The sequence below is a fragment of the Variovorax sp. GW458-11-26-14-LB1 genome, from assembly GCF_059423965.1.
On record NZ_JBWKYW010000042.1, the window covers coordinates 25744 to 51416 of the forward strand.

22 protein-coding genes are annotated in these 25673 nt (G+C 65.6%); 11 read left to right on the plus strand and 11 right to left on the minus strand.

Translation table 11 applies throughout. The features are described 5' to 3' along the window. The first annotated feature begins 326 nt into the window (after positions 1-326). The 3 genes from AC07YS_RS23570 (at position 327) to AC07YS_RS23580 (ending at position 2072) form a co-directional block, all read left to right on the plus strand. Positions 327-1061: a TerC family protein gene (locus tag AC07YS_RS23570; protein ID WP_062475282.1), complete on the plus strand. Its 735-nt coding sequence runs from the start codon at positions 327-329 to the stop codon at positions 1059-1061. Positions 1062-1147: 86 nt separating this feature from the next. Then, a complete protein-coding gene (locus AC07YS_RS23575; protein ID WP_070063278.1) occupies positions 1148-1612 on the plus strand; it encodes a hypothetical protein in 465 nt (154 codons plus the stop codon). 103 nt (positions 1613-1715) lie between these two features. Then, positions 1716-2072, plus strand: coding sequence for a phage holin family protein (locus AC07YS_RS23580; RefSeq protein WP_095747298.1), 357 nt, complete (start codon positions 1716-1718; stop codon positions 2070-2072). A 21-nt stretch (positions 2073-2093) separates the two neighbouring features. On the opposite strand, the gene AC07YS_RS23585 is transcribed toward AC07YS_RS23580, so the two are convergent. Next, entirely contained in the window at positions 2094-3665 is a 1572-nt protein-coding gene (locus AC07YS_RS23585; protein ID WP_495269171.1) for a M48 family metalloprotease, read from the minus strand. A gap of 54 nt (positions 3666-3719) precedes the next feature. On the opposite strand from AC07YS_RS23585, the gene moaC reads away from it, so the two are divergent. Beyond that, positions 3720-4208, plus strand: a complete 489-nt coding sequence (gene moaC, locus AC07YS_RS23590; protein ID WP_062475294.1) for a cyclic pyranopterin monophosphate synthase MoaC — start codon at positions 3720-3722, stop codon at positions 4206-4208. 10 nt (positions 4209-4218) lie between these two features. Here the strand turns inward: moaC and AC07YS_RS23595 are convergent, their stop codons facing one another. After that, positions 4219-5949 carry a PglL family O-oligosaccharyltransferase gene (locus AC07YS_RS23595; protein ID WP_495269172.1) on the minus strand — a complete coding sequence of 577 codons (1731 nt, stop codon included), beginning with the start codon at positions 5947-5949 and terminating at the stop codon, positions 4219-4221. A 155-nt stretch (positions 5950-6104) separates the two neighbouring features. Here AC07YS_RS23595 and AC07YS_RS23600 point away from each other — a divergent pair, with 155 nt between their 5' ends. From AC07YS_RS23600 to AC07YS_RS23625, 6 genes are all read left to right on the plus strand, one after another. After that, positions 6105-6602 carry a type IV pilin protein gene (locus AC07YS_RS23600; protein ID WP_495269173.1) on the plus strand — a complete coding sequence of 166 codons (498 nt, stop codon included), beginning with the start codon at positions 6105-6107 and terminating at the stop codon, positions 6600-6602. A gap of 2 nt (positions 6603-6604) precedes the next feature. Next, the gene (locus AC07YS_RS23605; protein ID WP_495269174.1) at positions 6605-7228 is read left to right on the plus strand and encodes a GspH/FimT family pseudopilin; all 624 of its coding nucleotides are present in this window, start codon (positions 6605-6607) and stop codon (positions 7226-7228) included. A 100-nt stretch (positions 7229-7328) separates the two neighbouring features. Then, positions 7329-7694, plus strand: coding sequence for a type IV pilus modification PilV family protein (locus AC07YS_RS23610; RefSeq protein ID WP_495269185.1), 366 nt, complete (start codon positions 7329-7331; stop codon positions 7692-7694). 1 nt (position 7695) lies between these two features. Continuing rightward, positions 7696-8826 (plus strand): PilW family protein, encoded by a 1131-nt coding sequence (locus AC07YS_RS23615; RefSeq protein ID WP_495269175.1) that lies wholly within the window; start codon positions 7696-7698, stop codon positions 8824-8826. Then, positions 8826-9530: a hypothetical protein gene (locus AC07YS_RS23620; protein WP_070063283.1), complete on the plus strand. Its 705-nt coding sequence runs from the start codon at positions 8826-8828 to the stop codon at positions 9528-9530. The genes AC07YS_RS23615 and AC07YS_RS23620 overlap by 1 nt, the downstream gene beginning before the upstream one ends. A gap of 30 nt (positions 9531-9560) precedes the next feature. Then, positions 9561-13817 carry a pilus assembly protein gene (locus AC07YS_RS23625; protein WP_495269176.1) on the plus strand — a complete coding sequence of 1419 codons (4257 nt, stop codon included), beginning with the start codon at positions 9561-9563 and terminating at the stop codon, positions 13815-13817. Positions 13818-14576: 759 nt separating this feature from the next. Here AC07YS_RS23625 and AC07YS_RS23630 read toward each other — a convergent pair. From AC07YS_RS23630 to sucC, 8 genes are all read right to left on the minus strand, one after another. Then, a complete protein-coding gene (locus tag AC07YS_RS23630; RefSeq protein ID WP_495269177.1) occupies positions 14577-15107 on the minus strand; it encodes a pilin in 531 nt (176 codons plus the stop codon). Positions 15108-15309: 202 nt separating this feature from the next. Beyond that, positions 15310-16113 carry a 3',5'-cyclic-nucleotide phosphodiesterase gene (locus AC07YS_RS23635; RefSeq protein WP_447748894.1) on the minus strand — a complete coding sequence of 268 codons (804 nt, stop codon included), beginning with the start codon at positions 16111-16113 and terminating at the stop codon, positions 15310-15312. Between the two features lie 29 nt (positions 16114-16142). Then, positions 16143-18401, minus strand: a complete 2259-nt coding sequence (locus tag AC07YS_RS23640) for a CHASE2 domain-containing protein (protein WP_495269178.1) — start codon at positions 18399-18401, stop codon at positions 16143-16145. 137 nt (positions 18402-18538) lie between these two features. After that, a complete protein-coding gene (locus AC07YS_RS23645; RefSeq protein WP_095747310.1) occupies positions 18539-19189 on the minus strand; it encodes an FHA domain-containing protein in 651 nt (216 codons plus the stop codon). A 73-nt stretch (positions 19190-19262) separates the two neighbouring features. Further along, positions 19263-20072: a Stp1/IreP family PP2C-type Ser/Thr phosphatase gene (locus AC07YS_RS23650; protein WP_070063289.1), complete on the minus strand. Its 810-nt coding sequence runs from the start codon at positions 20070-20072 to the stop codon at positions 19263-19265. Positions 20073-20100: 28 nt separating this feature from the next. Next, positions 20101-20784, minus strand: a complete 684-nt coding sequence (locus AC07YS_RS23655; RefSeq protein WP_495269179.1) for a TerC family protein — start codon at positions 20782-20784, stop codon at positions 20101-20103. A gap of 116 nt (positions 20785-20900) precedes the next feature. Beyond that, positions 20901-21794 (minus strand): succinate--CoA ligase subunit alpha, encoded by an 894-nt coding sequence (gene sucD / locus AC07YS_RS23660; protein ID WP_056575184.1) that lies wholly within the window; start codon positions 21792-21794, stop codon positions 20901-20903. A 10-nt stretch (positions 21795-21804) separates the two neighbouring features. Beyond that, positions 21805-22971 carry an ADP-forming succinate--CoA ligase subunit beta gene (gene sucC / locus AC07YS_RS23665; protein WP_062475330.1) on the minus strand — a complete coding sequence of 389 codons (1167 nt, stop codon included), beginning with the start codon at positions 22969-22971 and terminating at the stop codon, positions 21805-21807. 207 nt (positions 22972-23178) lie between these two features. On the opposite strand from sucC, the gene argC reads away from it, so the two are divergent. Beyond that, positions 23179-24102 carry an N-acetyl-gamma-glutamyl-phosphate reductase gene (gene argC, locus AC07YS_RS23670; RefSeq protein WP_307695259.1) on the plus strand — a complete coding sequence of 308 codons (924 nt, stop codon included), beginning with the start codon at positions 23179-23181 and terminating at the stop codon, positions 24100-24102. A 59-nt stretch (positions 24103-24161) separates the two neighbouring features. Here argC and scpC read toward each other — a convergent pair whose 3' ends face one another. Continuing rightward, positions 24162-25661, minus strand: a complete 1500-nt coding sequence (gene scpC / locus AC07YS_RS23675) for a succinyl-CoA:acetate CoA-transferase ScpC (protein WP_495269180.1) — start codon at positions 25659-25661, stop codon at positions 24162-24164. Positions 25662-25673: the final 12 nt, after the last annotated feature.

Consider the following 25673-nt stretch of genomic DNA (forward strand, 5'->3'; position numbering starts at 1 on the left):
CCGCCCACGAAGGGGAGTAGCTCCCGATCGCTGTCCCCGGGCAGCGTGAATCGTCAGGTCGTCAATACGAAGCACAACACTTCCGGCCTGTCGGGCGACACACGCGCGGACGCAGGTCGGCGCGCTTGCTGTTGTCGAGCGAGACCTTCGATTTGAACCTGCGCAGGTTTGGTCGAAGCGTTCGCAAGTCCCCGGTGTCACCCGGCCTTCGCTCCCCCGCTTTCGACCGCACCCGCGTAGGGTGAATCGAAACGCATCGGCATGCCGCTGCCCGTCGTGGTCCCATCAGGGAGCTGCGGGCGTGGCGCCAAGACAAAGAGGAATCTATGGAACAGTTCATGGCCCCGGAATTCTGGGTCGCAGTCGGTCAGATCATCATGATCGACATTCTTTTGGGCGGCGACAACGCCGTCGTCATCGCGCTGGCCTGCCGCAAGCTGCCGCCCGCGCAACGCACCCAGGGCATCCTGTGGGGTACCGCCGGCGCCATCGTCCTGCGCGTGATCCTGATCTTCTTCGCGCTCACGCTGCTCGCGATTCCGTTCCTGAAGCTGGTGGGCGCGATCCTGCTGCTGTGGATCGGCGTGAAACTGCTGGCCCCCGACCATGACGACGCGCACGGCAACATCGCCGGCAGCGACCGCCTGTGGGGCGCCGTGAAGACCGTGATCGTGGCCGACCTGGTCATGAGCGTGGACAACGTGATCGCCATCGCCGGTGCCGCACAAGGCGCGGGCGACGGTCACCAGATGCCGCTGGTGATCTTCGGCCTGCTCGTGAGCATCCCGATCATTGTCTGGGGCAGCCAGCTGGTCATCAAGCTGATGGACCGCTTCCCGATGATCATCACGCTGGGCGGCATGCTGCTGGGCTGGATCGCCGGCACGATGGCCGTGTCCGACCCGGCCCTGGCGAACCCCGCCAACTGGACCTGGGTGCCGAAGGTGCCGCAGACCGACACCATCAAGTACGCCGCCGGCATCATCGGTGCGCTGCTGGTGCTGGCGATCGGCAAGTGGGTGGCTTCGCGCAAGCCGGCCCCCGCCACCCCGGCCCACTGAGCGTTCGTTGAACGATAAACGCCCCGCACTGAAACTTCTTGCATCAATCCGGTCTCTGTCACTCTAACTATCAAAGGAGAGCACTCATGGAAAAGATCATTCTTTACGTCGACGACGCCGTCTATGCCAGCGAGCAGTTCGCCGAACTGGCGCCGGATGCCGACAACGTCGTGGCGCGCCATTGGGTGCTCGTGGCCTGCGCGCCGCGCATGACACACCGGATCAGCAAGTGGGTGAGCCACAGCGCGCGCGAGAACTGGCGCGCCAAGTGGTTCAGCAAGGTGCAGGCGCAGATGCTGCCGCTGCTCGAACGCAACGGCGGCCAGGTGACGGCGGTGCTGGCCAAGGGCCCGCTGACCGACCTGACGCAGCAACTCAAGCGCGAGCACGCGGCCACCCACGTGGTCGATGCACGCCGCCCGAAGATCGGCGTCGACCTGGAACCGGTCACGCCCGACCAGACCCCGGCCAAGCAATCGGGCTGGGCCTTTCCCGGCGCCGTGATGGGCATGGGCGCGCTGCTGGTGCTGGCCAACGAGCTGGCCGAATAAGCCGGATCAGGGCCACACGCCCTCCCGAACCGACACAAGCCCCGCTGCGGCAACGCAGCGGGGCTTGTTCTTTTGTGCGGGCCCGTGGGGTATCCTGCGGCGCATGCGCATCCTCCTCAAATGGCTGCTCAGCGCCGTGGCGCTGCTCGCGGTCGCCTACCTCTACAGCGGCGTCCAGGTCCAGAGTTTCGGTTCGGCGCTGCTCGCGGCGGCCGTGATCGGCCTGCTCAACATGGTCGTGCGGCCGGTGCTGGTGATCCTCACGTTGCCGGTCACCATCGTCACGCTCGGGCTGTTCCTGTTCGTGATCAACGCCCTGCTGTTCTGGGCCGCCTCGGGCCTGCTCGGCGGCTTCCATGTGAACGGCTTCCTCGCCGCGCTGCTGGGCTCGCTGATCTACTCGCTGCTCGGGCTGCTCATCGAGAGCGCGCTGGGCGGGCTGCTGTCCTCCCGGCGCTGAGCGCCGCCCCTCGACGCTTCACTACTTCAGCGGCGGCTCCTCGGCCTGCTGCTTGACCAGCACGTCGACGGCGCGCGCGCGCGTGTCGATGATCGATGCCTCGTAATGGTCGATGGGCGCGCCCGACTTGCGGACCAGCTCCTGCGCCGCCTTGAAGCGATCGCGCGCGGCCGGGTAGTCGAGGATCGCCACGTTGGCCTCGGCATCGGCACGAATGGCGCGCAGCGTGTCGTTCTGCGCACCGTACAGGTTGGCCAGCGTGCGCCAGGCCGTGGCGTCGCGCGGATGGACGGCCACCCAGTCGCGCAGCACGGGCACCATCGGCGCGGGCTGGCGCTGGGCGATCGCCGCTTCGGCCGCGAGGATCATCTCGGGCCGCTCCTTCGACTTGGCGTCGAGCAGTGCCGCCGCGCGAGAGGCGCCACCGGCCGCGAGTTCGATCTCGGCCTGCAGCCAGCGCGCCTGCTTGCTTGCGGCCGCATCGTCGGCCGTGCGCACCACGAGCCGCTCGGCCAGCGCGCGCGCCGCCTTGAAATCGCGCAGCTCCTTGGCCGCCATCGCCGCCGCGTAGAGCGTGCCCGCCTGCTGGGCCGGTGAACTGCCCGCGAACTCGCCGCTCGACGCGGCATTGACCCACAGCCGCAGCACGTCGACGCCCGGGCGCGTCAGCGCGCGGGCGCGCGAGGCGACCATCGCGTGGTCCATGACCAGCGGCACCACCGGCGGCGCGGCGTCGGCGCGGAACTGGAACCGCCCTTGCATGTCCGAGATGCGCTCGGTCGTCAGCGGGTGGCTGCGCAGGTAGGGGTACGAGCCGTTGTCGTTCAGGCGCGAGGCGTACTGCAGCTTCTCGAACATCGCCGCGGCGCCCTGCGGCGCAAAGCCCGCCTGCGTCATCACGCCGAAGCCGATGCGGTCGGCCTCGCGCTCCATGTCGCGCGAGAAGCTCAGCTGGTTCTGCATGAACAGCGCCTGGCTGCCCATGATCACCGCCTGGCCGGCGTCGGCGTTGCGGCTCTTGCTGGCCGCGATCATCCCCAGGATCAGGCCGGCGATCATCAGGGGCATCTGCTTGCCCTGCTTGCTCATGATGCGCGAGATGTGGCGCTGCGTGACGTGCGACAGCTCGTGCCCGAGCACCGTCGCCAGCTCGTCGCGGCTGCCGACCGCGGCCAGCAGCCCCAGGTTCAGCCCGAGGTAGCCGCCCGGCAGCGCGAAGGCGTTGATGTTGCGGTCGCGCCCCAGCAGGATGGTCCAGGCGAAGCGCTCGTCAAGCTCCGGCGTGAGCTCGCCGCGCGAGCGCGCGGCGGCCAGCAGGCGCTGCCAGATGTCCTGCGCATAGGCGGCGATCACCGGGTCGTCGATGTAGTCCGTGTCGCGGTACAGCTCGCGCACGATCTGGTCGCCCAGCCGGCGCTCGGCACTCGCCGTCATTTCACCGCCGTCACCGAGGCCTGGCAGGATCTGCTGCACCTGCGCCAGCGCGGGGGCCGGCAGCAGCACCTGGGAAGCTATCAAAAAGGTAGCGCACACCGCATGCCGGAGGGGCGTCGGGCGGGTTTTCTTGTGGGAAGAAGGAGTCAAGCGCGGCATTCCTCGTCTGTGGCTCGGGCTCGTATGATGCATCTTCAAAACGAACGTTCACCGATGAGCACCCTCACCCATTTTGACGCCCAGGGCCAGGCCCACATGGTCGACGTGGCGGCCAAGCCCGCCACCCACCGCGTGGCCGTGGCCACCGGCCGCATCGAGATGCAGCCCGCGACGCTGGCGCTGATCGAATCGGGCACCGCCAAGAAGGGCGACGTGCTGGGCATCGCGCGCATCGCCGGCATCCAGGCGGCCAAGAAGACCAGCGACCTGATCCCGCTGTGCCACCCGCTCGCACTGACCCGCGTGGCCGTGGCCTTCGCGCTCGCCGAGGGCGGTCAGGCGCCGCAAGTGGCCTGCACCGCGACCGTCGAGACCGTCGGCCCGACCGGCGTGGAAATGGAAGCCCTGACCGCCGTGCAGGTCGCGCTGCTCACCATCTACGACATGTGCAAGGCCGTCGACCGGGGGATGCGGATCACCGACGTGCATGTGCTGGAGAAGCACGGCGGGAAGTCGGGGAGCTACGTCGCGACGGCGGGCTGAAATCCAACGGCTACAGCTCGGGCGCGTCGTCCGGGCGGTTGTCCAGCCAGCGGGCGAACGCGGCTGGAAACGCTACACGGAAGCGCTCGGCCCAGGCATGGGCCTCGGCATCGCGGCCCAGCAACTCGGCGCTTTCGATCAACTTCACGATGACGCGCGGCTCGGGCGAAAAATGCAGCACCCGCCCGGCCAGGTCGTGCATGTGCGCGGCATTCGCCGGCGTGACGGCTGTCAACGTCACCTCGGCGAAATCCACCTGGCGTGAGAACAGCCATGAGCCCTGGAGCTTGGCGAGCGTGTCGTCGCGGTAGGCCGGCATGCGGGCGTCGCGCGGCAGGTAGATCTGGCTGATGCGGGTGTAGTCCCAGGCGGCGTAGCCGATGAGGGCGATCCAGGCTGCGGCGGCTGCGCGTGCGGCGAGCTTTCTGCCGTTCGCTTCCGGGCGCTTGGGCGATGCCGGCCACAGGATGCCGAGGCACAGGCCGAACACCAGCTGGAACGGACCGTACCAGAGCGGGTACTCGAGCAGGCTGTGCACGAGGATGACGCCGAGCAGGCCCCACGCCATCAGCCGCCAAGGATCGCGCTCGCGCCACGGCTTCGCCGCAACCACCATCCACAAAAAGCCGCCGCAGATCAGCAGCGCCCCCGGAATGCCTAGCTCGACCGCGAGGTGCAGCGGCAGGTTGTGGGCGTTGTCGAGGATCACGGGGAAACGCGGGCCGCTGTGCAGCGTGGCGAAGTGCGCGAAGCTGAGTTCGCCCCAGCCCCAGCCGGTGAGGGGGCGTTGGGCGATGAGGGTCAGGACGTTTTGCCAGAGTACGACGCGGCTGTCGGTGGTGACGACGGCGGGCTGCAGTCGGTGGAGCATGCCGGTGCCGGAGGCGACCGCGTGGCCGGCGTCCCCGCCACTGGCCAGGTACGGCAGCAGCCAGTGCAGGGCGGCGTACAGCGGGATGGCGGCGAGCAGGAGCGCGGGGGTGGGCAGTCGGAAGTCTGTCGAGCCGGCGTGTCGCGAGGCCATTCGGCGCTCTTGCCACGCCATGCCCCCTGCTCCAGCGACGACAACGAGCAACTGCAAAAGCCCGGTTCGCGACCCCGAAGCCACAAGAGCGGCGACCAAGAGCACGCCGGCGGGAGCGAACAGCCAGCGGATGCGCCGGGACTGCGACGTGGCATGCCACCACAGCGCCGCGACCAGCGTCAGACTGATCAACGTGGCGAACTGGTTGGGCTGGCGGAGGTTGCCCCAGCCGCGGCCGGAAGTGGGCGACGATGTCAACGCACCAAGGAACTCAGTGACACCGTAGTACTGGAGCAGGCCCAGGAGGGCGCTGAGCAGACCGGCGGCGAGCAGCCCGACGGCCAACGCGTGACCCAGCGGCCCGCGCTGCTGCGCCACTCCTGCGCCGAGACAAGCTGCTGTGGCAATCCCCGCCAAAGCGCCCAAGGTCGGTAGCAAGAGCGTGGCTCCGGTACCCACGGCTGCGGACAGCACGACGAAAACCGCCATCACCGCCAGCCCGGCGCGCAGTCCCTTCGAGGGAAAGGCGAACGGCGCCATCGCGAGCAGCCCCGCAACACAGCCCCATGACATCAGTTGCTGCCAGACATTGATCGAGGGGCCGCCCACCAGCGGGGAAAGAAAGGGCCAGGCCACGAGGCCGGCACAGACGAATTCAGCAAGCCGCGAAGGCGCGTGCAGAGGAGGCGCCGGCAAGGACGCGTCAAGGCGATTCATCGACCCATCATGCCAACCCGCCATCGCCGATGAGTGGCAGCACGCGGCGGATGAGTGGATTTGCATTTGGAAACAGTTATGGACACTCTATAACAATCCTAAATAACCATTGCCTGCCGCTCGGCCACCGCTGCGGCAGCCGAGAGGCCTGTTCGATGACCAGACAACAATTCGCCGTGAAAGCGGCAGCCGCGCGGCGCCGCAGCTTGCAGGGCTTCACCCTCATCGAGGTCATGATCGTCGTGGCCGTCATCGCCATCCTCGCGGGCCTCGCGGTCCCGAGCTACAACGATTACATCCGGCGCGGGCAACTGCCTGAGGCGTTCAATGCGCTCTCGGAGTACCGCGTGAAGATGGAGCAGTATTACCAAGACAACCGCAACTATGGGGGAACGGCTTGCGCGAGCGCAGCCAGCGCCAACGGCTGGAACACCTTCCCCACCACGATCAAGTACTTCACTTTCACATGCGCCCTGGACACCGCAACCGGTGACACGGCGAAGCAAAGCTACACAATCACGGCCACGGGTGGCCTCAGCAAAGCCGTCGGCCATGTCTACACGATCAACGAACGAGGCGAACGCAAGACCACCAAGTTCAAGAATGCCACGGTTGATCAAGGCTGCTGGCTGACCTCAGGGGCGGTCTGCTGATCATGCGGGCGCGCCGTTCGCCGCGTTCGCGCGGCTTCACCCTCGTTGAACTGGTCGTCACCATCGCGGTGTTCGCGCTGCTCCTGTTCGCGGCCCTGCCGTCACTTGGCACCTGGACGGACAACACGCGCATCCGCAACGTCGCCAGCTCTTTGCTGGACGGCCTCCAGCTCGCCCGCGCGGAAGCCATCCGCCGCAACCAGAACGTTTCGTTCTGGCTGGTCAACGTCGACAACCCTGCGGTGCTGAGCAACGACTGCAGCTTGTCGAACACCAGCGGCTCCTGGGTGGTCAGCGTCAACTCGCCCATTGGGCATTGCGCAGACGCTCCCTCCATCGACTCCTCACCCATGCTGGTCACGGGCAGGGCCGTCGGCGACGCGGGAGGACGGGTGTCAGTGACAGCAGTGCTGGCCGCCGGCTCATCCACCGCCGCCAATTCGGTCACGTTCAACGGTTTCGGTCGCTTGGTGAATACCACCGACGCCATCGGGCAGATCGACATCACGGGCCCGGCGAGTGGTACCTCCTACCGCAACTTGCGCCTCATCGTCAGCCCTGCCGGCCAGGTGCGCATGTGCGATCCGGATTCGGGTGTCGCGACCACAGACCCGCGGAGATGCTGACATGAGGACACGAGCCCCTTCACACTTCATCTCCCAGTCTCGCGCCCCCCGTGGGGCCAAGCCACCTGCCAGGCGCACACGCGGCATTGCCTTGATCGAAGTGCTTATCGCGTTGCTGATCTTCATGCTCGGCGTGCTCGGGCTGGTAGGCCTGCAAGCCACGATGACACGGGCCCAGACCGATTCGAAGGCCCGCGCCGACGCCGCCTACCTGGCCACCGAACTCATCGGCCGCATGTGGGGCGATCTCACGAACATGGCGTCTTACAGTGGTTCCGGTTGCGCATCGCAGACACGCTGCAAGGAATGGCAGGACAAGGTGAGCCTGACCCTGCCCCGGGGCACCGGCGCAGTGACCGTCGCTTCCGGCACGGGCGATGTTCAGGTCACGGTCGGCTGGACCATGCCCAACGGCGATGCCCGTCAGTACGTGACGAGCACCACGATTTCCAAGTCGGTGAACTGAGATGAAGTCGATCTCCCCACGTCATTTCGTTACAGCGTCCCAGCGCGGTTTTACGCTGATCGAGCTCATGGTCGGCCTGGTGCTCGGCATGCTCACGGTGCTCGTCATCACGCAGGTGCTTGCGCTCGCCGAGGGCAAGCGGCGCGCCATCACGATGGGTGGCGATGCGCAAATCAATGGCTCGCTGTCGCTCTTCGCGCTCCAGCGGGACATTCAGCAAGCCGGGTACGGCGCTGCGGCCAGCCCAGATGCACTAGGCTGCCCCGTGAAACGCAAATTCGATGCTTCCGGCACCGCGGCAACCTTCACGCTCGCCCCAGTGGTGATCGCAGACGGGGGCGACAGCGGCGCACCCGACACCGTCACCATTCTTCAATCCAACACCCCCAATTTCTCCACGCCCATGCTGCTGATGGGCAACCATACGCAGACCGACGACCATTTCACGGTCAGCTCGTCGCTCAATGCCAGCGTCGGCAACCTGATGATCGCGGTGCCGAAAACGCAGTCGACAGATGTGGGCTGCGCGCTCTTCAGCGTGACCAGCGACACCAGTGCTGCGACGACAACATTGAGTGGCACCAATGTGCCGCATGTCGCGGGTGCGGGGGCACTGACAAAATGGAACCAGAGCGCAGTTTTCCCCACGGCTGGCTATGAAGCCGGCAGCTACCTGTTGAACATGGGCTCGATGGTGCTGCGCACCTACTCGATCGATCAGCTCAGCCTGAAGACGGACGACTTCACATCGACCAGCACGGCCGTCACCTCCTCGGTCCTCTATCCGCAGATCGTCAACCTCCAGGCGTTCTACGGCAAGGATACGAACAACGATGGCATCGTCGATACCTACGACACCGTCCTTCCCACGACGAGCGCCGGCTGGATGCAGGTGCTGACCATCCGGATTGCCGTAGTGGCGCGCAGCAATCAATACGAGAAGGACAGGGTCACCAGGGCTGCACCTCTATGGGACGTCGGCTCCGTGTCGACCTTCAGTCCGACACCAGCCACCTGTGGTGCGAGCAAGTGCTTCTCTCTCAAGATCGATCACGTGACCGAGTGGGAGCACTACCGATACAAGGTCTACGACACGATCGTGCCGCTGCGCAACGTCATCTGGAACTCATGATGAAGTCTTCTTCGACCTCCTGGCGCACGCGCGCCTCCACTTCCCGGCCACAACGTGGCGCCTCGCTGCTCTTCGCGCTGCTCACGCTGGTGGCCATGTTGCTGGCAACACTGGCGCTGGTGCGCTCGGTGGACACAAGCACCACGCTGCTTGGCAACATCGGCTTCAAGCAAGATGCGACCGTGACCACCGACCAGGCGGCACGGGCTGCTATCGACTGGCTGTCCACCAACAAAGCCAGCCTCAACACCAGCCTGGCGGCCAACGGCTACTACGCCAACACCAAGGAGTTCGCCGACGACGGGACCACCGCCGCTGGCCAGGTCGACGTGACGGGGGGTCAACTCGCGGCCGCCAGCCGGCGACTGGTGGACTGGGACAACGATACGTGTCGCGCGGCGACCACCGGTACCTATGCGGATTGCGTCATCAAGACGGCCAGCGCCGGCACGATCAATGGCAACAGCGCGCGCTACGTCATCTTCAGGTTGTGCAACAAGCCGGGCGACTACGGAACCGACAGCACGATCCACTGTGCAAAGCCCATGAACGCCTCGGGCACCTCAGCGTCGAAGCGCGGCGAGCTGAACTATTCGGACTACGCCCGCTTTGCCAATGCCGCGGGGCCGTACTACCGGGTCGTGGTGCGCGTAACGGGCGCCCGCAACACCGCCAGTTTTGCCGAGACCATCGTGCATTTCTAAGCGCGACGGAAAGCCCAAGAAAGCCCCCTCATGACGCCTCAATTCCTCCGTTCATCGACCAACGGCCGTGGCGCGCGTTGGCGCCTCGCGGCCCTCTGCGCCCTGGTTCCGCTTGGCGTATTGGGCTATGCACTCAGCACGTCGTCGCAAACATCGAACACCACCGACCTCGCCAACGAGCCTCTGGCCACGCGCGGCAACGTGCAGGCCAAGCCGAACCTGCTGTTTCTCCTGGACAACTCGGGCTCCATGAACTGGAGCTACATGCCTGACGAACTGGGCGTGTCATCGGGCCTCGCAGACCAGCCCTATGGACATTGGTACGGCTACAAGACGGCCCAATGCAACGGCATCGCCTACGATCCGACCCTCACCTACAACCCCCCGTTGAATTCCGCAGGTACGCAGTACGCGGATGCGTCTTTCAACTCGGCGTGGCCCGATGGCTACACCAAGGCCTCGACGATCGATCTTGTCCAGGCGACGACCATCAAGACGTCGTCCATCAGCGTCGGTACAGGCTCCAAGACCTTCTACTTCACGGCTGGCACTTACAACGACGAATCCTTTGTCCGGGGCGACAACGTCACGATCACCGGAATCGCCAATTCGGCGGCCTCCATGGGAGGCGCCATCACGAGCTGGGGCTGGAGCAACCAGCGGGAGGCATGGGCGTTGGTCGTGCGGGTTGACACAGTGACGGGCAGTGGCTCCTATTCCGATTGGACGCTGGCGCTGAGCCCCACCTACTACACCTACAAAGCAGCCGGCACCCAGAAAGCCGTCAACTGGACTTACAGCAGCGACGGCAATGTCGACACGGAAGCAACCTTCTACAAAGAATGCACGAGCACCATCGGCGCCTCGCCCGGAAGCGACGTCTTCGACAAGCACACGGTGACGAACGCTTCGCCTGCGGATGTCAAGACCAACTATGCAAACTGGTATTCGTACTATCGCAAGCGCTACCTTCTGATGCGCACGGCGATGGGACGCGCCATCGCGCCGCTGAACGAGAACTACCGTGTGGGCTTCTCGACCATCAGCGACACCAGCGTGGTGGACGGCGCAAGCGCCGAGGGCTCGGGCACCGGCTACTTCCGGGACGTCAAGGACTTCGCCCAGCCGCAAAAGGACAATTTCTACAGCAGCCTCTACGGCTCGGAGCCGAACGGCAATACACCGCTGCGTTCCGCGCTTTCCAAGGCCGGCCGCTACTTCGGCAAGCAATTCACCGACCAGTACGACCCCATACAGTACTCCTGCCAGCGTAACTACGCGCTGCTCTCGACCGATGGCTACTGGAACAGCGGCAAGGGTGTCCAATTGAACGGCACCGAGATCGGGCAACAGGACGGCGATGAGGTGCGTCCAATGGTGGACGATGCAACCAGCACTGTCACGAAGATCGTCACGGTGACTGCTCCCGCGACGGCAACGGAAACCCAGGTTCAGACGCGCACGAAGGACTGGACACGCGATGCCACCACCGTCGCCTCAAACGGCGGCCAGGGAGGGTGCGAGTGGAACAGGTATCTCGTGACAACGCAGCGCCAAACGTACACGCAGCAGACGGAAACCCGCACTGTCGTCACGCCGAAGGAAGGCGTCGCCACCTACACCATCACGACCGTGACCACGGATGGCGTGGAGGCCGCCCCGGTAAGGAGTCCAACCACTTACTCCAATTGGAGAAACCTGGCCGTCACATCGGATCAAACCGTAGCCAGCCCGAATCCCGCACGTCCTGATCCTGGCGCTGGCAGCGCCTGGGTCAACAGTGGCACTGCGCAGAAAAGCTGCCAGCGTACAAAGGGCAACGGGAACCTCTCGTACAGCCCGAGTGCCAACGGCGCTTCGGCCGGCTGGAGCGCCGTCTCCATCACGACCACCAACTCTGGCGAGCGCATAAGCGGTCCGGAAACCAGCACCGAGGCAACGACAAGATCGTCCGCCGGTGGCACGTCCAACACGCTGGCCGACGTGGCCCAGTACTACTACAAGACGGACCTTCGCAACGGCAGCCATTGCACGTCCACGTCGTCCAGCAACGGAAGCTCCCAGGACGTGTGCGCGAACATCGTTCGCACCACCGCCACCGATCCCGCCAACTGGCAGCACATGAACACGTTCACGATCGGCTTGGGCGTGAGCGGCACGCTGGCATACGACAAGAACTACCTGACCCAGGCAACCGGCGCCTACGCGGACATCAAGCGCGGCCCGCTCAACTGGCCATCACCTGGCAATACCAACTCGACGAAGAGCAACAGCATCGGCGGCGACGCCCGCAACGTGGACGACCTGTGGCACGCCGCAGTCAACGGCCGCGGGCAGTACTACTCGGCGATGAATGCCAGCCTGCTGGCCGAGGCCATCAACGGCGTCGTCTCGACGGTCAAGCAGGTGGCCGGCGCCGGCGCGGCCGCATCAACCAGTTCGCTCGAGCTTGTGGCCGGGAACAACAACCAGGTGTTCCGGGCCAGCTACACGACCCAGGCCTGGACCGGTGATCTGCAAGCCTTTGCGCTCAACGGTGCGGACGCCACCATCGGCGCACGTGCCTGGTCCGCGCAAGCGCTGCTTGACGCCGCGACGCCCGCGAACCGCAACATCTACTTCAACAACAGCGGTACGCTGCGGGGCTTTACCTACGCCAACCTGAGCACGGCGCTGCAGGGAAATTTCGACAACCGCATGTGCTCGACCGGCTTGACCGCCAGCCAGTGCTCGCAACTGTCGGACAACGAGAAAACCGCGGCGAACTCCGGCGCCAACCTCGTCAACTATCTGCGCGGCGTTCGCACCCACGAGTCCCAAAGCACCAACGCCTCGAACACAAACGTGGCGCCCTTGTATCGCAAGCGCGAGCACGTGCTCGGCGACATCGTGAACGGCGCGCCGGTGCACGTCGGCAAGCCGCCCTTCAGCTACGCAGACGCGGGATACGCCGACTTCGTTGCCGCAAAGGCATCGCGAAAGAACGTCGTCTACGTTGCCGCGAACGATGGCATGCTGCACGCCTTCTCGTCCGAGACCTCGGACGGTGGCACCGAACTCTGGGCTTTCGTTCCCACAGCGGTGATGCCCAATCTGTACAAGCTGGCGGACTCGGCCTACGGGTCCAACCACCAGTACTTCGTGGACGGTGCGCCAGTGATGGCCGACATCAAGGTCGGCACGGCATGGAAGACCATCCTCGTGGGTGGTCTCAATCTTGGCGGCAAGAGCTACTACGCACTCGATATCACCGACCCCCTCAACCCATCCATGCTGTGGGAGTTCACCGACGACAACCTCGGCTACAGCTACGGCAATCCGGTCATCACCAAGAAGGCCGACGGCACCTGGGTGGTGGTATTCGCATCCGGGTACAACAACACGTCCGGCGACGGAAGGGGCCATCTGTTCGTACTGAACGCCAACACCGGTGCGAAGCTGCAGGACATTTCGACCGACGTCGGCAGCGCCAGCGCTCCCAGCGGCCTGGCAAAGATCAACGCCTGGATCGACGATGCGGCGAACAACACCAGCAAGCGCTTTTACGGTGGCGACATGCTGGGCAACCTGTGGCGCTTCGACATCGATGGCCTCGTCGAGCCGCATCGCGCAGCCCTCAAGCTCGCCACCTTCCGGGTCGGCACTACACCGCAGCCGATCTCGACGAAACCCGAAACCGTGGAGATCTCGGGGAAACCCGTGATCATCGTAGGAACCGGGCGCTATTTGGGCCAGAACGACATTACGGACTCCACACAGCAAAGCGTTTACGCGGTGAAGGATCCATTGACGAACAACGGCTGGGGTGACGTGCGAGCGGATACGACGAATTTCGTGCGACAAACCTTCACGCTCGCTGGGACGGAGGCCGAGGCACGGACCGCATCGGTCTCCAACAATGCGGTCAACTTCTCAACGAAGGCAGGATGGTGGATCGACTTGCCACACAGCAGAGAGCGCATCGCGACCAACCTGGGCCTGCAACTCAACACCCTCGCGATTGCGACCGCCATTCCCAATGGCGATGCTTGCGCCTCGGGAGGCTCATCGTGGCGCTATTACCTCAACGCGGCCAATGGCGGCGTGGTGACCACCAACCCGTCGGGGACCCTGTGGAGCGACAACTCGCTGATCGTAGGGATGAGTTGGGTGAAGGACAGCAACGGCAACATCCGAATCATCTATCAGCGGAGCAACGGAGATCTGGGCTCCGAAGTTCCTCCGGTCCCACCTTCGTCGGGAGGGGGAGTCGCGCATCGGACTTCGTGGCGAGAGTTGGTGAACTAGATGCCGTATCTGATCCGCCCTACCAAAGCGTAGATTGACCCCTGCGAAGGCCCGATAGCCGGGTGTTGAAGCCAGCCAAAGGCGCCCGCTGAACTTCATCGGGCGTTTTCAATTTCACGGTAGGTACGGTCTCTGCGCGACCCAGTGCGGCGAGAGCACCTCGCGAACGAGCTCGATCACGGTGTATTCGCGCGCATCACATTAGCGGCCACACAACCCCAGGGCGGCCCAGAACTCGATGGCGGCAAGCTCTTACCCCGGAAGAAGCTCTTGCGAGAGCACAAAGGCTTTTTGCGATACGTGCTCAGTCCTTCTTCAGTACATCCGATCACCACCTCGAACAGTCGGGCATTCGCGTTGACTTCGAGAGGCTGCACCTCGGGGAAGTCGACCTTCTGCTCGGTGAGTCGATGGCATGGAAGAGGAAGAGGAAGAGGATTGCTTGACCGATACGGGCATGGGCAGCCGAGAGGATGCCGAATACCAGTTCTGGTAGCCATGCCAATACGGTCGAGCGGCTCCGGATACCGTAGCGCTATTGGACCGGCCTTAGCTGCGTTCGCTTTCTTGATTGAAAAACCAAGAGTCTGCGCGTCTCGCACTTGACTGCATTGGCCGGCCTTCCTTCAGGGAAAAAGTGTCAGTCCACCAAGACTGGGACACGAGGATTAAAAAGCAAAAAGCCGCCTGAAGGCGGCTTGATGCAGGTGCCCAAAATTTTCATCGGGCGCACTTGGCCGCCTAAGCGGCTTCAGTTGCTTAGGATTCCGAGCAGGTCTTAGGACGAACGGAGGCGTTCAGGTTGGAGGTGCAGCGCCATTCGGCGTTCGCAGCGGTGTACGTGAAGGTAATGGTCTGGCCCTTCAGCTTGTCGTTAACGCCCGTGTTCTTGAACGTTGCCACAAGAGCGCAGGAGGTAGCTGCGGTCGGGGTAGCCACGATGGTGTCGACGTACTGACCGGACAGCGTGAAGTTGTTGGACGTGTGCAGAGCGCCGGCAGGGATAGCGGGCGTCCCAGCGGGAACGCCGCCAGGACCGGCGGGGACAGCAGGAGTTGCGTCGTTGGTGCCGCAGGCCTGCTGCAAACCATTGCTGCCAGCGAGTTCCATAAGCGGAGTCTTCAGGCCGGCAAGCAGGTTCATTGCTTCGGTGGTCTGAGCGCGAGCCGTGTAGTTTTGGTACTGCGGCAGAGCCACTGCAGCCAAGATGCCGATGATCGCCACAACGATCATCAATTCGATCAGGGTGAAACCCTTTTGCACATTGCGTGCGATAGAACGACGGTTCATTCGATTAACTCCAGGTTGGTTTGTAAAGCCCGGGAACCAGCCCGGAGCGAGGTAACTTTCGCAGCATCCGTGCCACCCGGGTTCCCCACCCTGCAGCCCTCGTTCGGGCCGTCTTTGGTCACAAGATGGTTACATGATGTGACACAACTCGCACTCAGATGCCAATTGTGTCGACAAATTTGTCATGCCCGACCGCTTCCGGTCAGAAGGTCAGCACCCCATCCGCCTTGAGCCAGCGGATGTCCCGCTGCGCCAAGCCCGCCACCTCGCGCCCCGCCAGCATCTCGATCTGGCTCATGATTTCTTCGGTCTCCGCCGGCTTGGTGTGGGTGATGTAGATCGGGTATTGCTTGCCCGGATCGATCTGCGCCAGCTCGTGCGCCAGGGCCACCGGCGACAGGTGAAGGCTGCGTTCGGCCAAGGCTTCTTCGCGGGAGCTGAAGGCGGTCTCGATGACGAGCATCGCCACGTCGATCGCGTTGACGCGCTCCCAGAACGGCGGGTTGCGCTCGGTATCGCCGCTGAAGACCCAGTGAGCGCCGCCTTCAGCCCGGCGGATGGCGAAACCGCAGGCCGGCACGGTGTGGACGGCCGGCAGCACCTCGATCAGCTTGGGGGCGTCGCTGCCCAGTTCGAGGCGTTGCCCGACCGTGATCTCGTGAAAGCTCACGAACGGCGATTCGGGGCTGGGAATGCGTTCGAAATTCGGCCAGATGACGTTGTTGAACACATGCGCGCGCAGCGCGTCGATGGTGGCTGCCAGGGCGTGCACGCGCAGCGGCCGGGTGCGGCGGCTGCCGACGGCGTCGAGCATCAGGGGCAGGGCGGCGATGTGATCGAGGTGCGAGTGGGTGAGCACCACGTCGTCGATGGCGGCCATCTCGTCGAGGGTGAGGTCGCCGACGCCCGTGCCGGCGTCCACGAGCAGGTCCGCATCGACCAGGAACGAGGTGGTACGGCAGTCCTTGGCGATGGCTCCCGAGCAACCCAGCACGCGAACCTGCATTGTGGAAGACCCCTTGTATGCGTCTGTCGTCATTTGGTGTCGAACCGGGTGGCGCCGTCCCAGTCCGGGTCCTGCGGGCGAAGCGCCATCGAGGCTAAACGCTGGGCGTAGAGCTGGTAAAGGACTTTTTTCGCATCCGCGGCGAGCAGGGGAGCCAGCAAGTTCCGGCCCAGCGCCCAATCCTGGCGGCGGTAGGCGGCGAGCACCTGGCTCCAGCGGTCGAGTTGCTGCCGTGTGTCCTGCGCCTCGGCTGTGGCTTCCGGCGCGAGCGGGGTGTAGATGGCGACGGCCTGGGCCTTGCCCTTGACGCGCACGCTGTCGAGTTCCTGCCAGACGAACCCGGGCGCCGCCTCGCGGGTGGCGCCGCTGGCCACGATCTCGACCCCGTAGTGTCCGCTCAGGCCCTCCAGCCGGGACGCGAGATTGACCGCGTCGCCGACCACGGTATAGCTGCGGCGCGCGGTCGAACCCATGTCGCCGACGCTCATGAGGCCGCTGTTCAAACCGATGCCCGCGCTGATCTCGGGGCGGCCGTTGGCGCGGTGCTGGCGGTTGATGTCGTGCACGGCAGCGGCCATGTCGATCGCCGCCTGCACGGCGAGCGCGGCATGGCCGGGCGTGTCGATGGGCGCGCCCCAGAAGGCCATGACGCAGTCGCCCATGTATTTGTCGACGGTGCCGCGGTGCGCGCTGATCACCTCGGTGAGCCGGCTGAAGACGGTGTTCAGGAAGGCCTGCAGCTCGGCCGGCGCCATCTGCTCGGACAGCCGGGTGAAGTCGCGCATGTCGCAGAACATCACGGTCATTTCCTTGCTCTCGGCGCGCATGCTGTAGCGGCCGGGGCGCACGAGCATTTCGTCGACCAGCTGCGGCGGCACGTAGGTGCCGAAGAGCCGCACCAGCCCGCGCCGCGCGCGCGATTCGACGAAGTAACCCCAGCTCATGTTGAGCGCGAAGGCCAGCGCCACCATGACGAGCGCCGACGCCAGCGGGAGCACGAGGCTGTGGCCGACGTAGAGCCAGGTGTTGAGGCCGACCAGCGCGGTGACCACGCCCGCGCCGAGCAGCACGGCGCGCGATGCGGACAGCAGCGACAGCCCGAACGCGAGCAGCAGCCCCGCCGCCAGCACGGTCAGCACTTCATAACCCGGTGCGTAGTCGGGCACGGCCAGCAGGCGCCGGTCGAGCAGGCCCGAGACGATGTTGGCGTGCACTTCGACGCCCGGGAACGCCGCGCCGACGGGGGTGGCGCGCAGGTCCTGCAGGCCGGGCGCGGTGGCGCCGAGCAGCACGATCTTGTCCTTCAACTCGCCCGGCGCCAGTCGGCCCTCGAGGACGTCGGCGGCGGCCACGTAGCGGAACGACCCTGCGCGCGGCCCACCGGGGCCGCGAAACGGCACCTGCAGGCTGGCACTCTGGTCGACCGGGATGCGCAGCGACCCCAGCACCAGCGCCTGCAGGCGCGGAAAGTTGCCGTCGCCGGCCACGAGCGCCGGCCGCACGGGCGGCGAACCGTTCGCCAGCCGGTACACCGCCAGCGCCAGCGACTCGTAGTGCCCGGGCGATGCATGCTCGCCCTCGTAGCGGGCGATGAGCGGCACGCTGCGAATCACGCCGTCGTCGCTGCCGTCACCGACCAGGGTGTTCAGGAACCCCGCGACCGGCGCCGCGCGCCCCAGCACCGGCAGGCTGGCGCCGAAGCCGTTCCAGAGCGTGACGAAGGAAGCATGGGGCGGAAAGGCGTCAGGCGGCAGCACCGGCGTCGCCGGCAAGAGCCCCTTGGCGCTGGGTTGTTCGGTGCGGGTGAAGTAGTAGCCGAGCGCCACGGGCTGGCCGCGCAGGGCCTGGGCCAGTGTGGCGTCGTGGTCGAGGGTGGGCGCGAGCTGGTCGATTTCGGCAGCGAGGCCCGGCACGCCGCTCAATGGCCCGGCTGCGATCTCCTTCAGGCGCCCGAGGCCGGAGCTGCGGTCGGGCTCGAGAAACATCACGTCGAAGCCGAGCACGGCCACGTGCTGGCGGGCCAGCAGTTCCGTCGTGAGGCTGGCGATCTTGTCGCGCGGCCAGGGCCACTGGCCTTCGCGCGCCAGGCTGGCGTCGTCGACATCGACGATCACGACCCGCGTGTCGGGCGTGCCCGGCATGGTGGCGCGCAGGCGAGCGTCGTAGATCAGGTGGTCCAGGTGCTCGATCACGCCCAGCCGCCAAACGCCGGTGGCATGGAGCAGCGCCAGCAGCACCGGCAGCAGCGTGATGGCGATGCGCGGCCAGTGCCGCCGCAATGCGCTCATTGACGTACCTCCGTGCTTCGCACTGCGGTGCGAGCTTGCTTGGGGCGGCCCGGCGCTGCGCTCATGGCCGATCAGCCTTGGACAACGGATGCCTGCCGGCGAGAAAACGAAGAACGGAGCAGGGCGTCCGGGCCGGCTCAGATCCGGACGAACTGCATGCGCGAGGCGCCGCCGAGTTCGAGCACGTCGCCCTCCTGCAGCGCGACGGCTTCGGCGCCCAGCGGGGCGCCGTTGAGCGTGACGCTGCCGACAACGGTGGCCGCCACGTAGCCCTGGCGGCGGCGGGTGACGACGGCCACGGCGACGCCGGGCTTGCCGATGGTGGTGACCACCTTCTGCAGCGGGACGTCCTGGCCTTCGTTGGCGCCCGAGAGCACGCGCAGCACGGGCACGCCCAGCTCGACCAGCGCGCCCGATTCAGTGGGCGCCGACGAGAGCGGCATCGGCGCCGAATACTCGGAGAGCGAGGCCCGCACGGAGCCGGGGCCGGCCATGAGGTTGCTGTGCGAACGGAAATGGATGCGGCAGCCGCCGACCTCGATGACGTCGTTGTCCTGGAGCGCCTGCTTCTGGACGGCCAGCGCATTGACGTAGGTGCCGTTGGTGCTGTTGAGATCTTCAATTTCGACTTCGCCGCCGCTCATGTGCAGCACGGCATGCTCGCCGCTGACGGCGAGATTGTCGATCACGATGTCGTTGTAGGCGCGCCGGCCCAACGTCGTGCGGTTCTTGGCGAGCGCCACTTGGCCGATGACGACGCCATCGACCGAAATGATCATCTTCGGCATGGCCGATTACTCCCCGTTTGCAAAGATCCAGCACCGTCAGGCGGCGCAAACGGTCCGCCGCCTGGGTTGGCTGCTACATGGCCCCGCGGGTCGCTTCGCTGACGCCCGCCTTGGCCAGAACAACTGAAATGTTATCCCGTCCGCCATTGTCGTTTGAAATTGCAACCAAAAGTGAGGCCATCTCCTTCAGCCCCAGATCACGGCTCAAAAGCGTGAAAAGCTGCGCATCCGGCACCATCTCGCTGAGCCCGTCGGAGCACAGCATGTACAGGTCGCCCGGCCTGGCGCTGTGCTCGTGCATCTCCAGCAACACCTGGGCTTCCACGCCCACGGCCCGCGTCACGAGGTTGCGGGTGGGGGAGTTCAAGGCCTCTTCGGGCGTGATGGCGCCCGCGTCGAGCTGCTGCTGGCGCAGCGAATGGTCGCGCGTGAGCTGCTCCAGCTTGTTGTTGCGCAGGCGGTAGCAGCGCGAATCGCCGATGTGGCCGACCACCACGCGCTGGGGGCGGAACGCCGCCAGCACGAGGGTCGTGCCCATGCCTCGCAGTTCTTCGTGGGTGATGCCCGCCTGGAGGATGGCGCCGTTGGCCTCGTCGGTGGCCGCCTGCAGCGCACGCCGGACCACGCGGGCCGGCGCCTGCATGCCGGCCTGGGCGAACCAGCGGCCGAAGCTCGCGTGCATCAGCGAGATGGCCATGGCACTGGCCACCTCGCCGCCCTTGTAGCCGCCCATGCCGTCGGCCAGCAGCGCCAGGCCGAGGGCCGGGTCGACATGCACCGCGTCTTCGTTGTGGGCGCGCAGGCGCCCGACATCGGTCAGCGCCGCAAACTCCCAGCTCAGCGCCGGTCGACTGGAGAAAAGGGAAACGCCAACACCTGCCATCGTTTGTCAGCGCTCGCTTTTTAAGGGATCAGTGCGCAGCAGCGCGTGCGCGCCGTTGCAGGAAGCGGCCCAGGGCCACGACGAGCACCGCGCCGGCGATCGCGCCCACGTAGTGCATCCAGGGGTTGGCCGCCAGCGCCTCGTGCAGCGACACGTCGCTCACGATGGTCTCGCCGCCGACCCAGCCGATCAGCGCGGCACCCAGCATGACGATGATCGGGAAGCGTTCCATGAGCTTGATCATGAGCGTGCTGCCGAAAATCACCAAGGGGATGCTGATGGCCAGGCCCAACACCAGCAGCACCATGCTGCCTTGCGCGGCGGCCGCCACGGCGATCACGTTGTCCAGGCTCATCACCAGGTCGGCCAGCAGGATGGTCCGCACGGCCGCGAACATGCTGCCGTATTCCTTGGACTCGCCGTCGCCTTCGTCTTCCTCGCTGAGCAGCTGCAGGCCGATCCACAGCAGCAGGGCGCCGCCGATGATCTGCAGGTAGGGCAGCGCCAACAGCTTGGCCGCCACCACCGTCAGCACGATGCGCAGCACCACGGCCGCGCCCGAGCCGAACAGCACGGCCTTTTTCTGTTGTGCGGGCGGCAGCGATCGCGCCGCCATGGCGATCACGACGGCGTTGTCGCCCGAGAGGATGATGTTGATCCAGATGATCTTGATCAGACCGATCCAGAAGTCCGTGCTTTGAAGAAGTTCCATGTCTCTGATTCCACTGTGTTGTAGTTAAAAAAGCGCCCGCAACTCAATGCGGGCGCTTTTTCATTTCTGCGTGGTAATGCGAGCGGCGGGAATGCCGCCAGCGGTGGGTGTGCTTTTTACAGCTTGCCCTTGAGCAGCTTGGCCAGCTCCGAGAAGTTGCGCGTCACGGTGAAGCCGCACTCTTCCATGATGGCGAGCTTGGCTTCGGCCGTGTCGGCGCCGCCCGAGATCAGCGCGCCGGCGTGGCCCATGCGCTTGCCGGGAGGGGCGGTGACACCGGCGATGAAGCCGACGACCGGCTTCTTCATGTTGTCCTTGCACCAGCGGGCTGCGTCAGCCTCGTCGGGGCCGCCGATTTCGCCGATCATGATGACGGCGTCGGTGTCCGGATCGTCATTGAAGGCCTTCATCACGTCGATGTGCTTCAGGCCGTTGATCGGGTCGCCGCCGATGCCGACTGCCGACGATTGGCCCAGGCCGATTTCCGTCAGTTGAGCCACGGCTTCGTACGTCAGCGTGCCCGAGCGCGAGACCACGCCGATGCGGCCCTTGCGGTGGATGTGGCCGGGCATGATGCCGATCTTGATTTCGTCGGGCGTGATCAGGCCGGGGCAGTTCGGACCCAGCAGCAGAGTCTTCTTGCCGCCGGCCGCTTCCTTGGCCTTCATCTTGTTGCGCACTTCGAGCATGTCCCGAACCGGGATGCCTTCGGTGATGCAGATCGCCATGTCCAGGTCGGCTTCGACAGCTTCCCAGATGGCGGCCGCGGCGCCTGCCGGCGGCACGTAGATCACCGACACGGTGGCGCCGGTCTGCGTGGCGGCTTCCTTCACCGAACCGAAGATCGGGATGTTGAAGATCGACTCGCCGGCCTTCTTCGGGTTCACGCCGGCCACGAAGGCGTTCTTGCCGTTCGCGTATTCCTGGCACTTCTCGGTGTGGAACTGGCCGGTCTTGCCGGTGATGCCTTGCGTGATGACTTTGGTGTCTTTGTTGATGTAGATCGACATGACTTGTTCCTTAGGCCTTCTTGACTGCTGCCACGACCTTCTGGGCCGCGTCCGCCATGGTGTCGGCGCTGATGATCGGCAGGCCCGACTCGGCCAGCAGCTTCTTGCCTTCGACTTCGTTGGTGCCCTTCATGCGCACGACCAGCGGCACTTGCAGGTTCACGGCCTTGCAGGCTGCGATCACGCCGGTGGCGATGGTGTCGCACTTCATGATGCCGCCGAAGATGTTCACGAGGATGGCTTCCACGTTCTTGTTCTTCAGCATGATCTTGAAGGCTTCCGTGACCTTCTCGGGGGTGGCACCGCCGCCCACGTCCAGGAAGTTGGCCGGCTCGCCGCCGAACAGCTTGATGGTGTCCATGGTGGCCATGGCCAGGCCGGCACCGTTCACCAGGCAGCCGATGTTGCCGTCCAGCGAGATGTAGGCGAGGTCGAACTTCGAGGCTTCGACTTCGGCCGCGTCTTCTTCGTCCAGGTCGCGCAGGGCCACGATTTCGGGGTGGCGGAACAGCGCGTTGCTGTCGAAGTTGAACTTGGCGTCCAGGGCGACGACGTTGCCCTTGCTGTCACGGTTGAGCGGGTTGATCTCGACCAGCGAGGCGTCCGTCTCCATGTAGCAGGTGTAGAGCTTCTTCAGGATGTCGACCGTCTGGGCGGTCGAATCGGCCGGCATGCCGATGCCGTCGGCGATTTCCTTGGCTTGCGCGTCGGTCAGGCCGTCCTTGGGGTCGGCGTAGACCGTGATGATCTTCTCGGGGGTGGAATGGGCCACTTCCTCGATGTCCATGCCGCCTTCGCTCGAAGCGATGAACGCCACCTTCTGGGTGGCGCGGTCGGTCACGGCCGAAATGTAGTATTCCTTGTTGATGTCGGCGCCGTCTTCGATGTAGAGGCGACGCACCTTCTGGCCTTCAGGGCCGGTCTGGTGGGTCTTGAGCTGCATGCCGAGGATCTCGCCAGCCAGCTTCTTGACGTCTTCGATCGACTTGGCGACCTTGACGCCACCGCCCTTGCCGCGGCCACCCGCGTGGATCTGGGCCTTGACGACCCAGACCGGGCCTCCAAGCTTCTGGGCGGCCTCGACCGCCTCCTGAACCGTATAGGCCGGGATGCCGCGCGGCACCGGCACGCCGAACTTGGCAAGGATTTCCTTGCCTTGGTACTCGTGAATCTTCATGAGGGATGTCTCTCGGAAGGAGGAGGTTGAGAACGGGAGATCGGGAGTGAGACTGTTGTTTCTGCTCTGTTGTTCGCGGGCGACGGCAGCCTGACGGCTGGGGGCGGCGAACAACCGCGGACTGTATCATGGTGCGCCGCACCAATACTTGATGCGCGGTTGCGGTCAATACGTACTTTCTTCTAGCCACCCTACGCATACTCCGATATGGCCAAGGTTTTCATCGACGGCGAAGCCGGCACCACCGGCCTGCAAATTCGCGAGCGGCTGCAGACGATGCCGCAGATCGAGCTCGTGAGCATCGCGCCCGAGCTGCGCAAGGACGTGGCCGCCAAGCGCGAGCTGATGGCCGGCGTCGACCTCGTGGTGCTGTGCCTGCACGACGACGCGGCGCGCGAGTCGGTCGCGCTGATCGACCAGCTCCCGGGCCAAAAGCCCAAGATCATCGACGCCTCGACCGCCCACCGCATCGCGCCGGGCTGGGTCTTCGGCTTCCCCGAACTCGTCGAAGGCCACTGGCAGGCCGTGGCCCAGGCCGACCGCGTCGGCAACCCCGGCTGCTACGCCACCGGCGCCATCGCCATGGTGCGTCCGCTGGTCGACGCGGGCCTGCTGCCGGCCGACTTCCCGGTGTCGCTGCCTTCGGTGAGCGGCTACTCCGGCGGCGGCCGCACGATGATCGAGGACTACGAGGGCGGCAAGGCGCCGCTGTTCGAGACCTACGCGCTGGGCCTGAAGCACAAGCACATCCCCGAAATCATGACCTACACCGGCCTCACGCGCCGCCCGGTCTTCATTCCGTCGGTGGGCAACTTCAAGCAGGGCATGCTGGTGCAGTTGCCGCTGCACCTGGACCTGCTGCCCGGCAAGCCGAAGGCCGGCGACCTGCAGGACGCCCTGGCCGCCCACTATGCCAAGAGCAACACGCCCGAGCAGTTCGTGAAGGTGCTGCCACCGACCGACGACGGCAAGCTCGACGCGCTGGCGCTCAACGACACCAACCAGCTGGAGATCCGCGTGTTCCCGAACGAGGACCACCGCCACGCCGTGGTGATCGCGCGCCTGGACAACCTGGGCAAGGGCGCCAGCGGCGCCGCGGTGCAGAACCTCAAGCTGATGCTGGCGCTCTGAGCCACTTCCAGCGCTGACAAGCAAGAAAGGCCGGCCCGCAAGGACCGGCCTTTCTGCTTTCAGTCGACCCGCATCGTGCCCGTGTCGCGGTAGCGCACGTGCCACGAAAACGCCTCTTCCAGCCGGTGCGGCGTGTGGCCGCCGCAGGTCGCCACAGCACGCGTGTAGTAATCCTGCAGCATCGCGCGGTACGGCTCGGCCGCGCAGTTGGCGATGATCGCCGCCGCCCGTTCACGCGGCGCCAGCCCACGCAGGTCGGCCAGGCCCACCTCGGTGACCAGGATGTCGACGTCCTGCGGTGCATGGTCCACGTGCGACACCATCGGCACGATGCTCGACACCGCGCCCTGCTTGGCGACCGACTTGGTCGCGAAGATCGACAGGTAGGCGTTGCGCGCGAAGTCGCCCGAGCCGCCGATGCCGTTCATCATGTGCGTGCCCAGCACGTGGGTCGAGTTGACGTTGCCGTAGATGTCGGCCTCCAGCGCCGTGTTCAGCGCGATGATGCCCAGGCGCCGGATGATCTCCGGGTGGTTGCTCACCTCCTGCGGCCGCAGCACCAGCCGGTCCTTGTAGCGCTCCAGGTCGCCGAACACCTGCCGCGCCTTCGCGGGCGACAGCGTGATCGACGAGCCCGAGGCGAAGTCCAGCTTGCCGGCGTCGAACAGGTCGAAGGTCGAGTCCTGCAGCACCTCCGAATACATCGTAAGGTGCTCGAACGGCCCCGCGCCCAGCCCCGACATCACCGCGTTGGCGACCGTGCCGATGCCCGCCTGCAGCGGCAGCAGCCGCTCGGTGAGCCGGCCCTGCGCCACCTCGCGCTCGAAGAAGGCCACCAGATGCGCCGCGATGGCCGCCGTTTCGGCGTCGGCCGGCAATACCGTGGAGGTGCTGTCGGCCTTGTCGGTGATGACGATGCCCAGGATCTTCTCGGGCGGGATCTCGATGGCGCTGGTGCCGATGCGGTCGTGCGGCGCCACCAGCGGCATCGGCTCGCGCTGCGGGCGGTGCTTGGGAATGAAGATGTCGTGCAGCCCTTCGAGCGCGGTCGACTGCGAGGTGTTGATCTCGACGATCACCTTGTCGGCCAGGATCGCGAAGCTCGCGCTGTTGCCGATCGAGGTGCTCGGCACCAGCGCGCCGGTCTCGGTGATGGCCACGGCCTCGATGATCGCGATGTCGATCGGCGGAATCTGCCGCGTGCGCAGCATCTCGACCGTTTCCGACAGGTGGTGGTCGATGAACATCACCTCGCCGCGGTTGATCGCCTGGCGCAGCACGGTGTCGACCTGGAACGGCATGCGCCGGCTGATGGCACCGGCCTCGGTCAGCTGGCGGTCCACGTCGCCGCCGAGCGAGGCGCCGGTCATGAGCGTGATCTTCATCGGCTCGCGGCGCGCGCGGGCCGCGAGCGCCAGCGGCACGGCCTTGGCGTCGCCGGCGCGCGTGAACCCGCTCATGCCGACCACCATGCCGTCGCGAATCCATTCGGCAGCGGCCTCCGCGGTGGTGATCTTGCTGCGCAGGGCGGGCAGGCGGATGCGGTCTTCGTGCGACATGGAGGGAAAGCG

Excerpts from the sequence above, each read along its gene's own strand:
- AC07YS_RS23645 (WP_095747310.1), bottom strand. The coding sequence starts at position 19,189 with ATGCCGAAGATGATCATTTCGGTCGATGGCGTCGTCATCGGCCAAGTG.
- AC07YS_RS23570 (WP_062475282.1), top strand. The coding sequence starts at position 327 with ATGGAACAGTTCATGGCCCCGGAATTCTGGGTCGCAGTCGGTCAGATC.
- AC07YS_RS23575 (WP_070063278.1), top strand. The coding sequence starts at position 1,148 with ATGGAAAAGATCATTCTTTACGTCGACGACGCCGTCTATGCCAGCGAG.
- moaC (WP_062475294.1), top strand. The coding sequence starts at position 3,720 with ATGAGCACCCTCACCCATTTTGACGCCCAGGGCCAGGCCCACATGGTC.
- AC07YS_RS23615 (WP_495269175.1), top strand. The coding sequence starts at position 7,696 with ATGAAGTCGATCTCCCCACGTCATTTCGTTACAGCGTCCCAGCGCGGT.
- AC07YS_RS23625 (WP_495269176.1), top strand. The coding sequence starts at position 9,561 with ATGACGCCTCAATTCCTCCGTTCATCGACCAACGGCCGTGGCGCGCGT.
- AC07YS_RS23650 (WP_070063289.1), bottom strand. The coding sequence starts at position 20,072 with ATGGCAGGTGTTGGCGTTTCCCTTTTCTCCAGTCGACCGGCGCTGAGC.
- scpC (WP_495269180.1), bottom strand. The coding sequence starts at position 25,661 with ATGTCGCACGAAGACCGCATCCGCCTGCCCGCCCTGCGCAGCAAGATC.
- AC07YS_RS23580 (WP_095747298.1), top strand. The coding sequence starts at position 1,716 with ATGCGCATCCTCCTCAAATGGCTGCTCAGCGCCGTGGCGCTGCTCGCG.
- AC07YS_RS23600 (WP_495269173.1), top strand. The coding sequence starts at position 6,105 with ATGACCAGACAACAATTCGCCGTGAAAGCGGCAGCCGCGCGGCGCCGC.
- AC07YS_RS23595 (WP_495269172.1), bottom strand. The coding sequence starts at position 5,949 with ATGAATCGCCTTGACGCGTCCTTGCCGGCGCCTCCTCTGCACGCGCCT.
- AC07YS_RS23655 (WP_495269179.1), bottom strand. The coding sequence starts at position 20,784 with ATGGAACTTCTTCAAAGCACGGACTTCTGGATCGGTCTGATCAAGATC.
- AC07YS_RS23640 (WP_495269178.1), bottom strand. The coding sequence starts at position 18,401 with ATGAGCGCATTGCGGCGGCACTGGCCGCGCATCGCCATCACGCTGCTG.
- AC07YS_RS23605 (WP_495269174.1), top strand. The coding sequence starts at position 6,605 with ATGCGGGCGCGCCGTTCGCCGCGTTCGCGCGGCTTCACCCTCGTTGAA.
- AC07YS_RS23585 (WP_495269171.1), bottom strand. The coding sequence starts at position 3,665 with ATGCCGCGCTTGACTCCTTCTTCCCACAAGAAAACCCGCCCGACGCCC.
- AC07YS_RS23635 (WP_447748894.1), bottom strand. The coding sequence starts at position 16,113 with ATGCAGGTTCGCGTGCTGGGTTGCTCGGGAGCCATCGCCAAGGACTGC.
- AC07YS_RS23630 (WP_495269177.1), bottom strand. The coding sequence starts at position 15,107 with ATGAACCGTCGTTCTATCGCACGCAATGTGCAAAAGGGTTTCACCCTG.
- argC (WP_307695259.1), top strand. The coding sequence starts at position 23,179 with ATGGCCAAGGTTTTCATCGACGGCGAAGCCGGCACCACCGGCCTGCAA.
- AC07YS_RS23620 (WP_070063283.1), top strand. The coding sequence starts at position 8,826 with ATGAAGTCTTCTTCGACCTCCTGGCGCACGCGCGCCTCCACTTCCCGG.
- sucC (WP_062475330.1), bottom strand. The coding sequence starts at position 22,971 with ATGAAGATTCACGAGTACCAAGGCAAGGAAATCCTTGCCAAGTTCGGC.
- sucD (WP_056575184.1), bottom strand. The coding sequence starts at position 21,794 with ATGTCGATCTACATCAACAAAGACACCAAAGTCATCACGCAAGGCATC.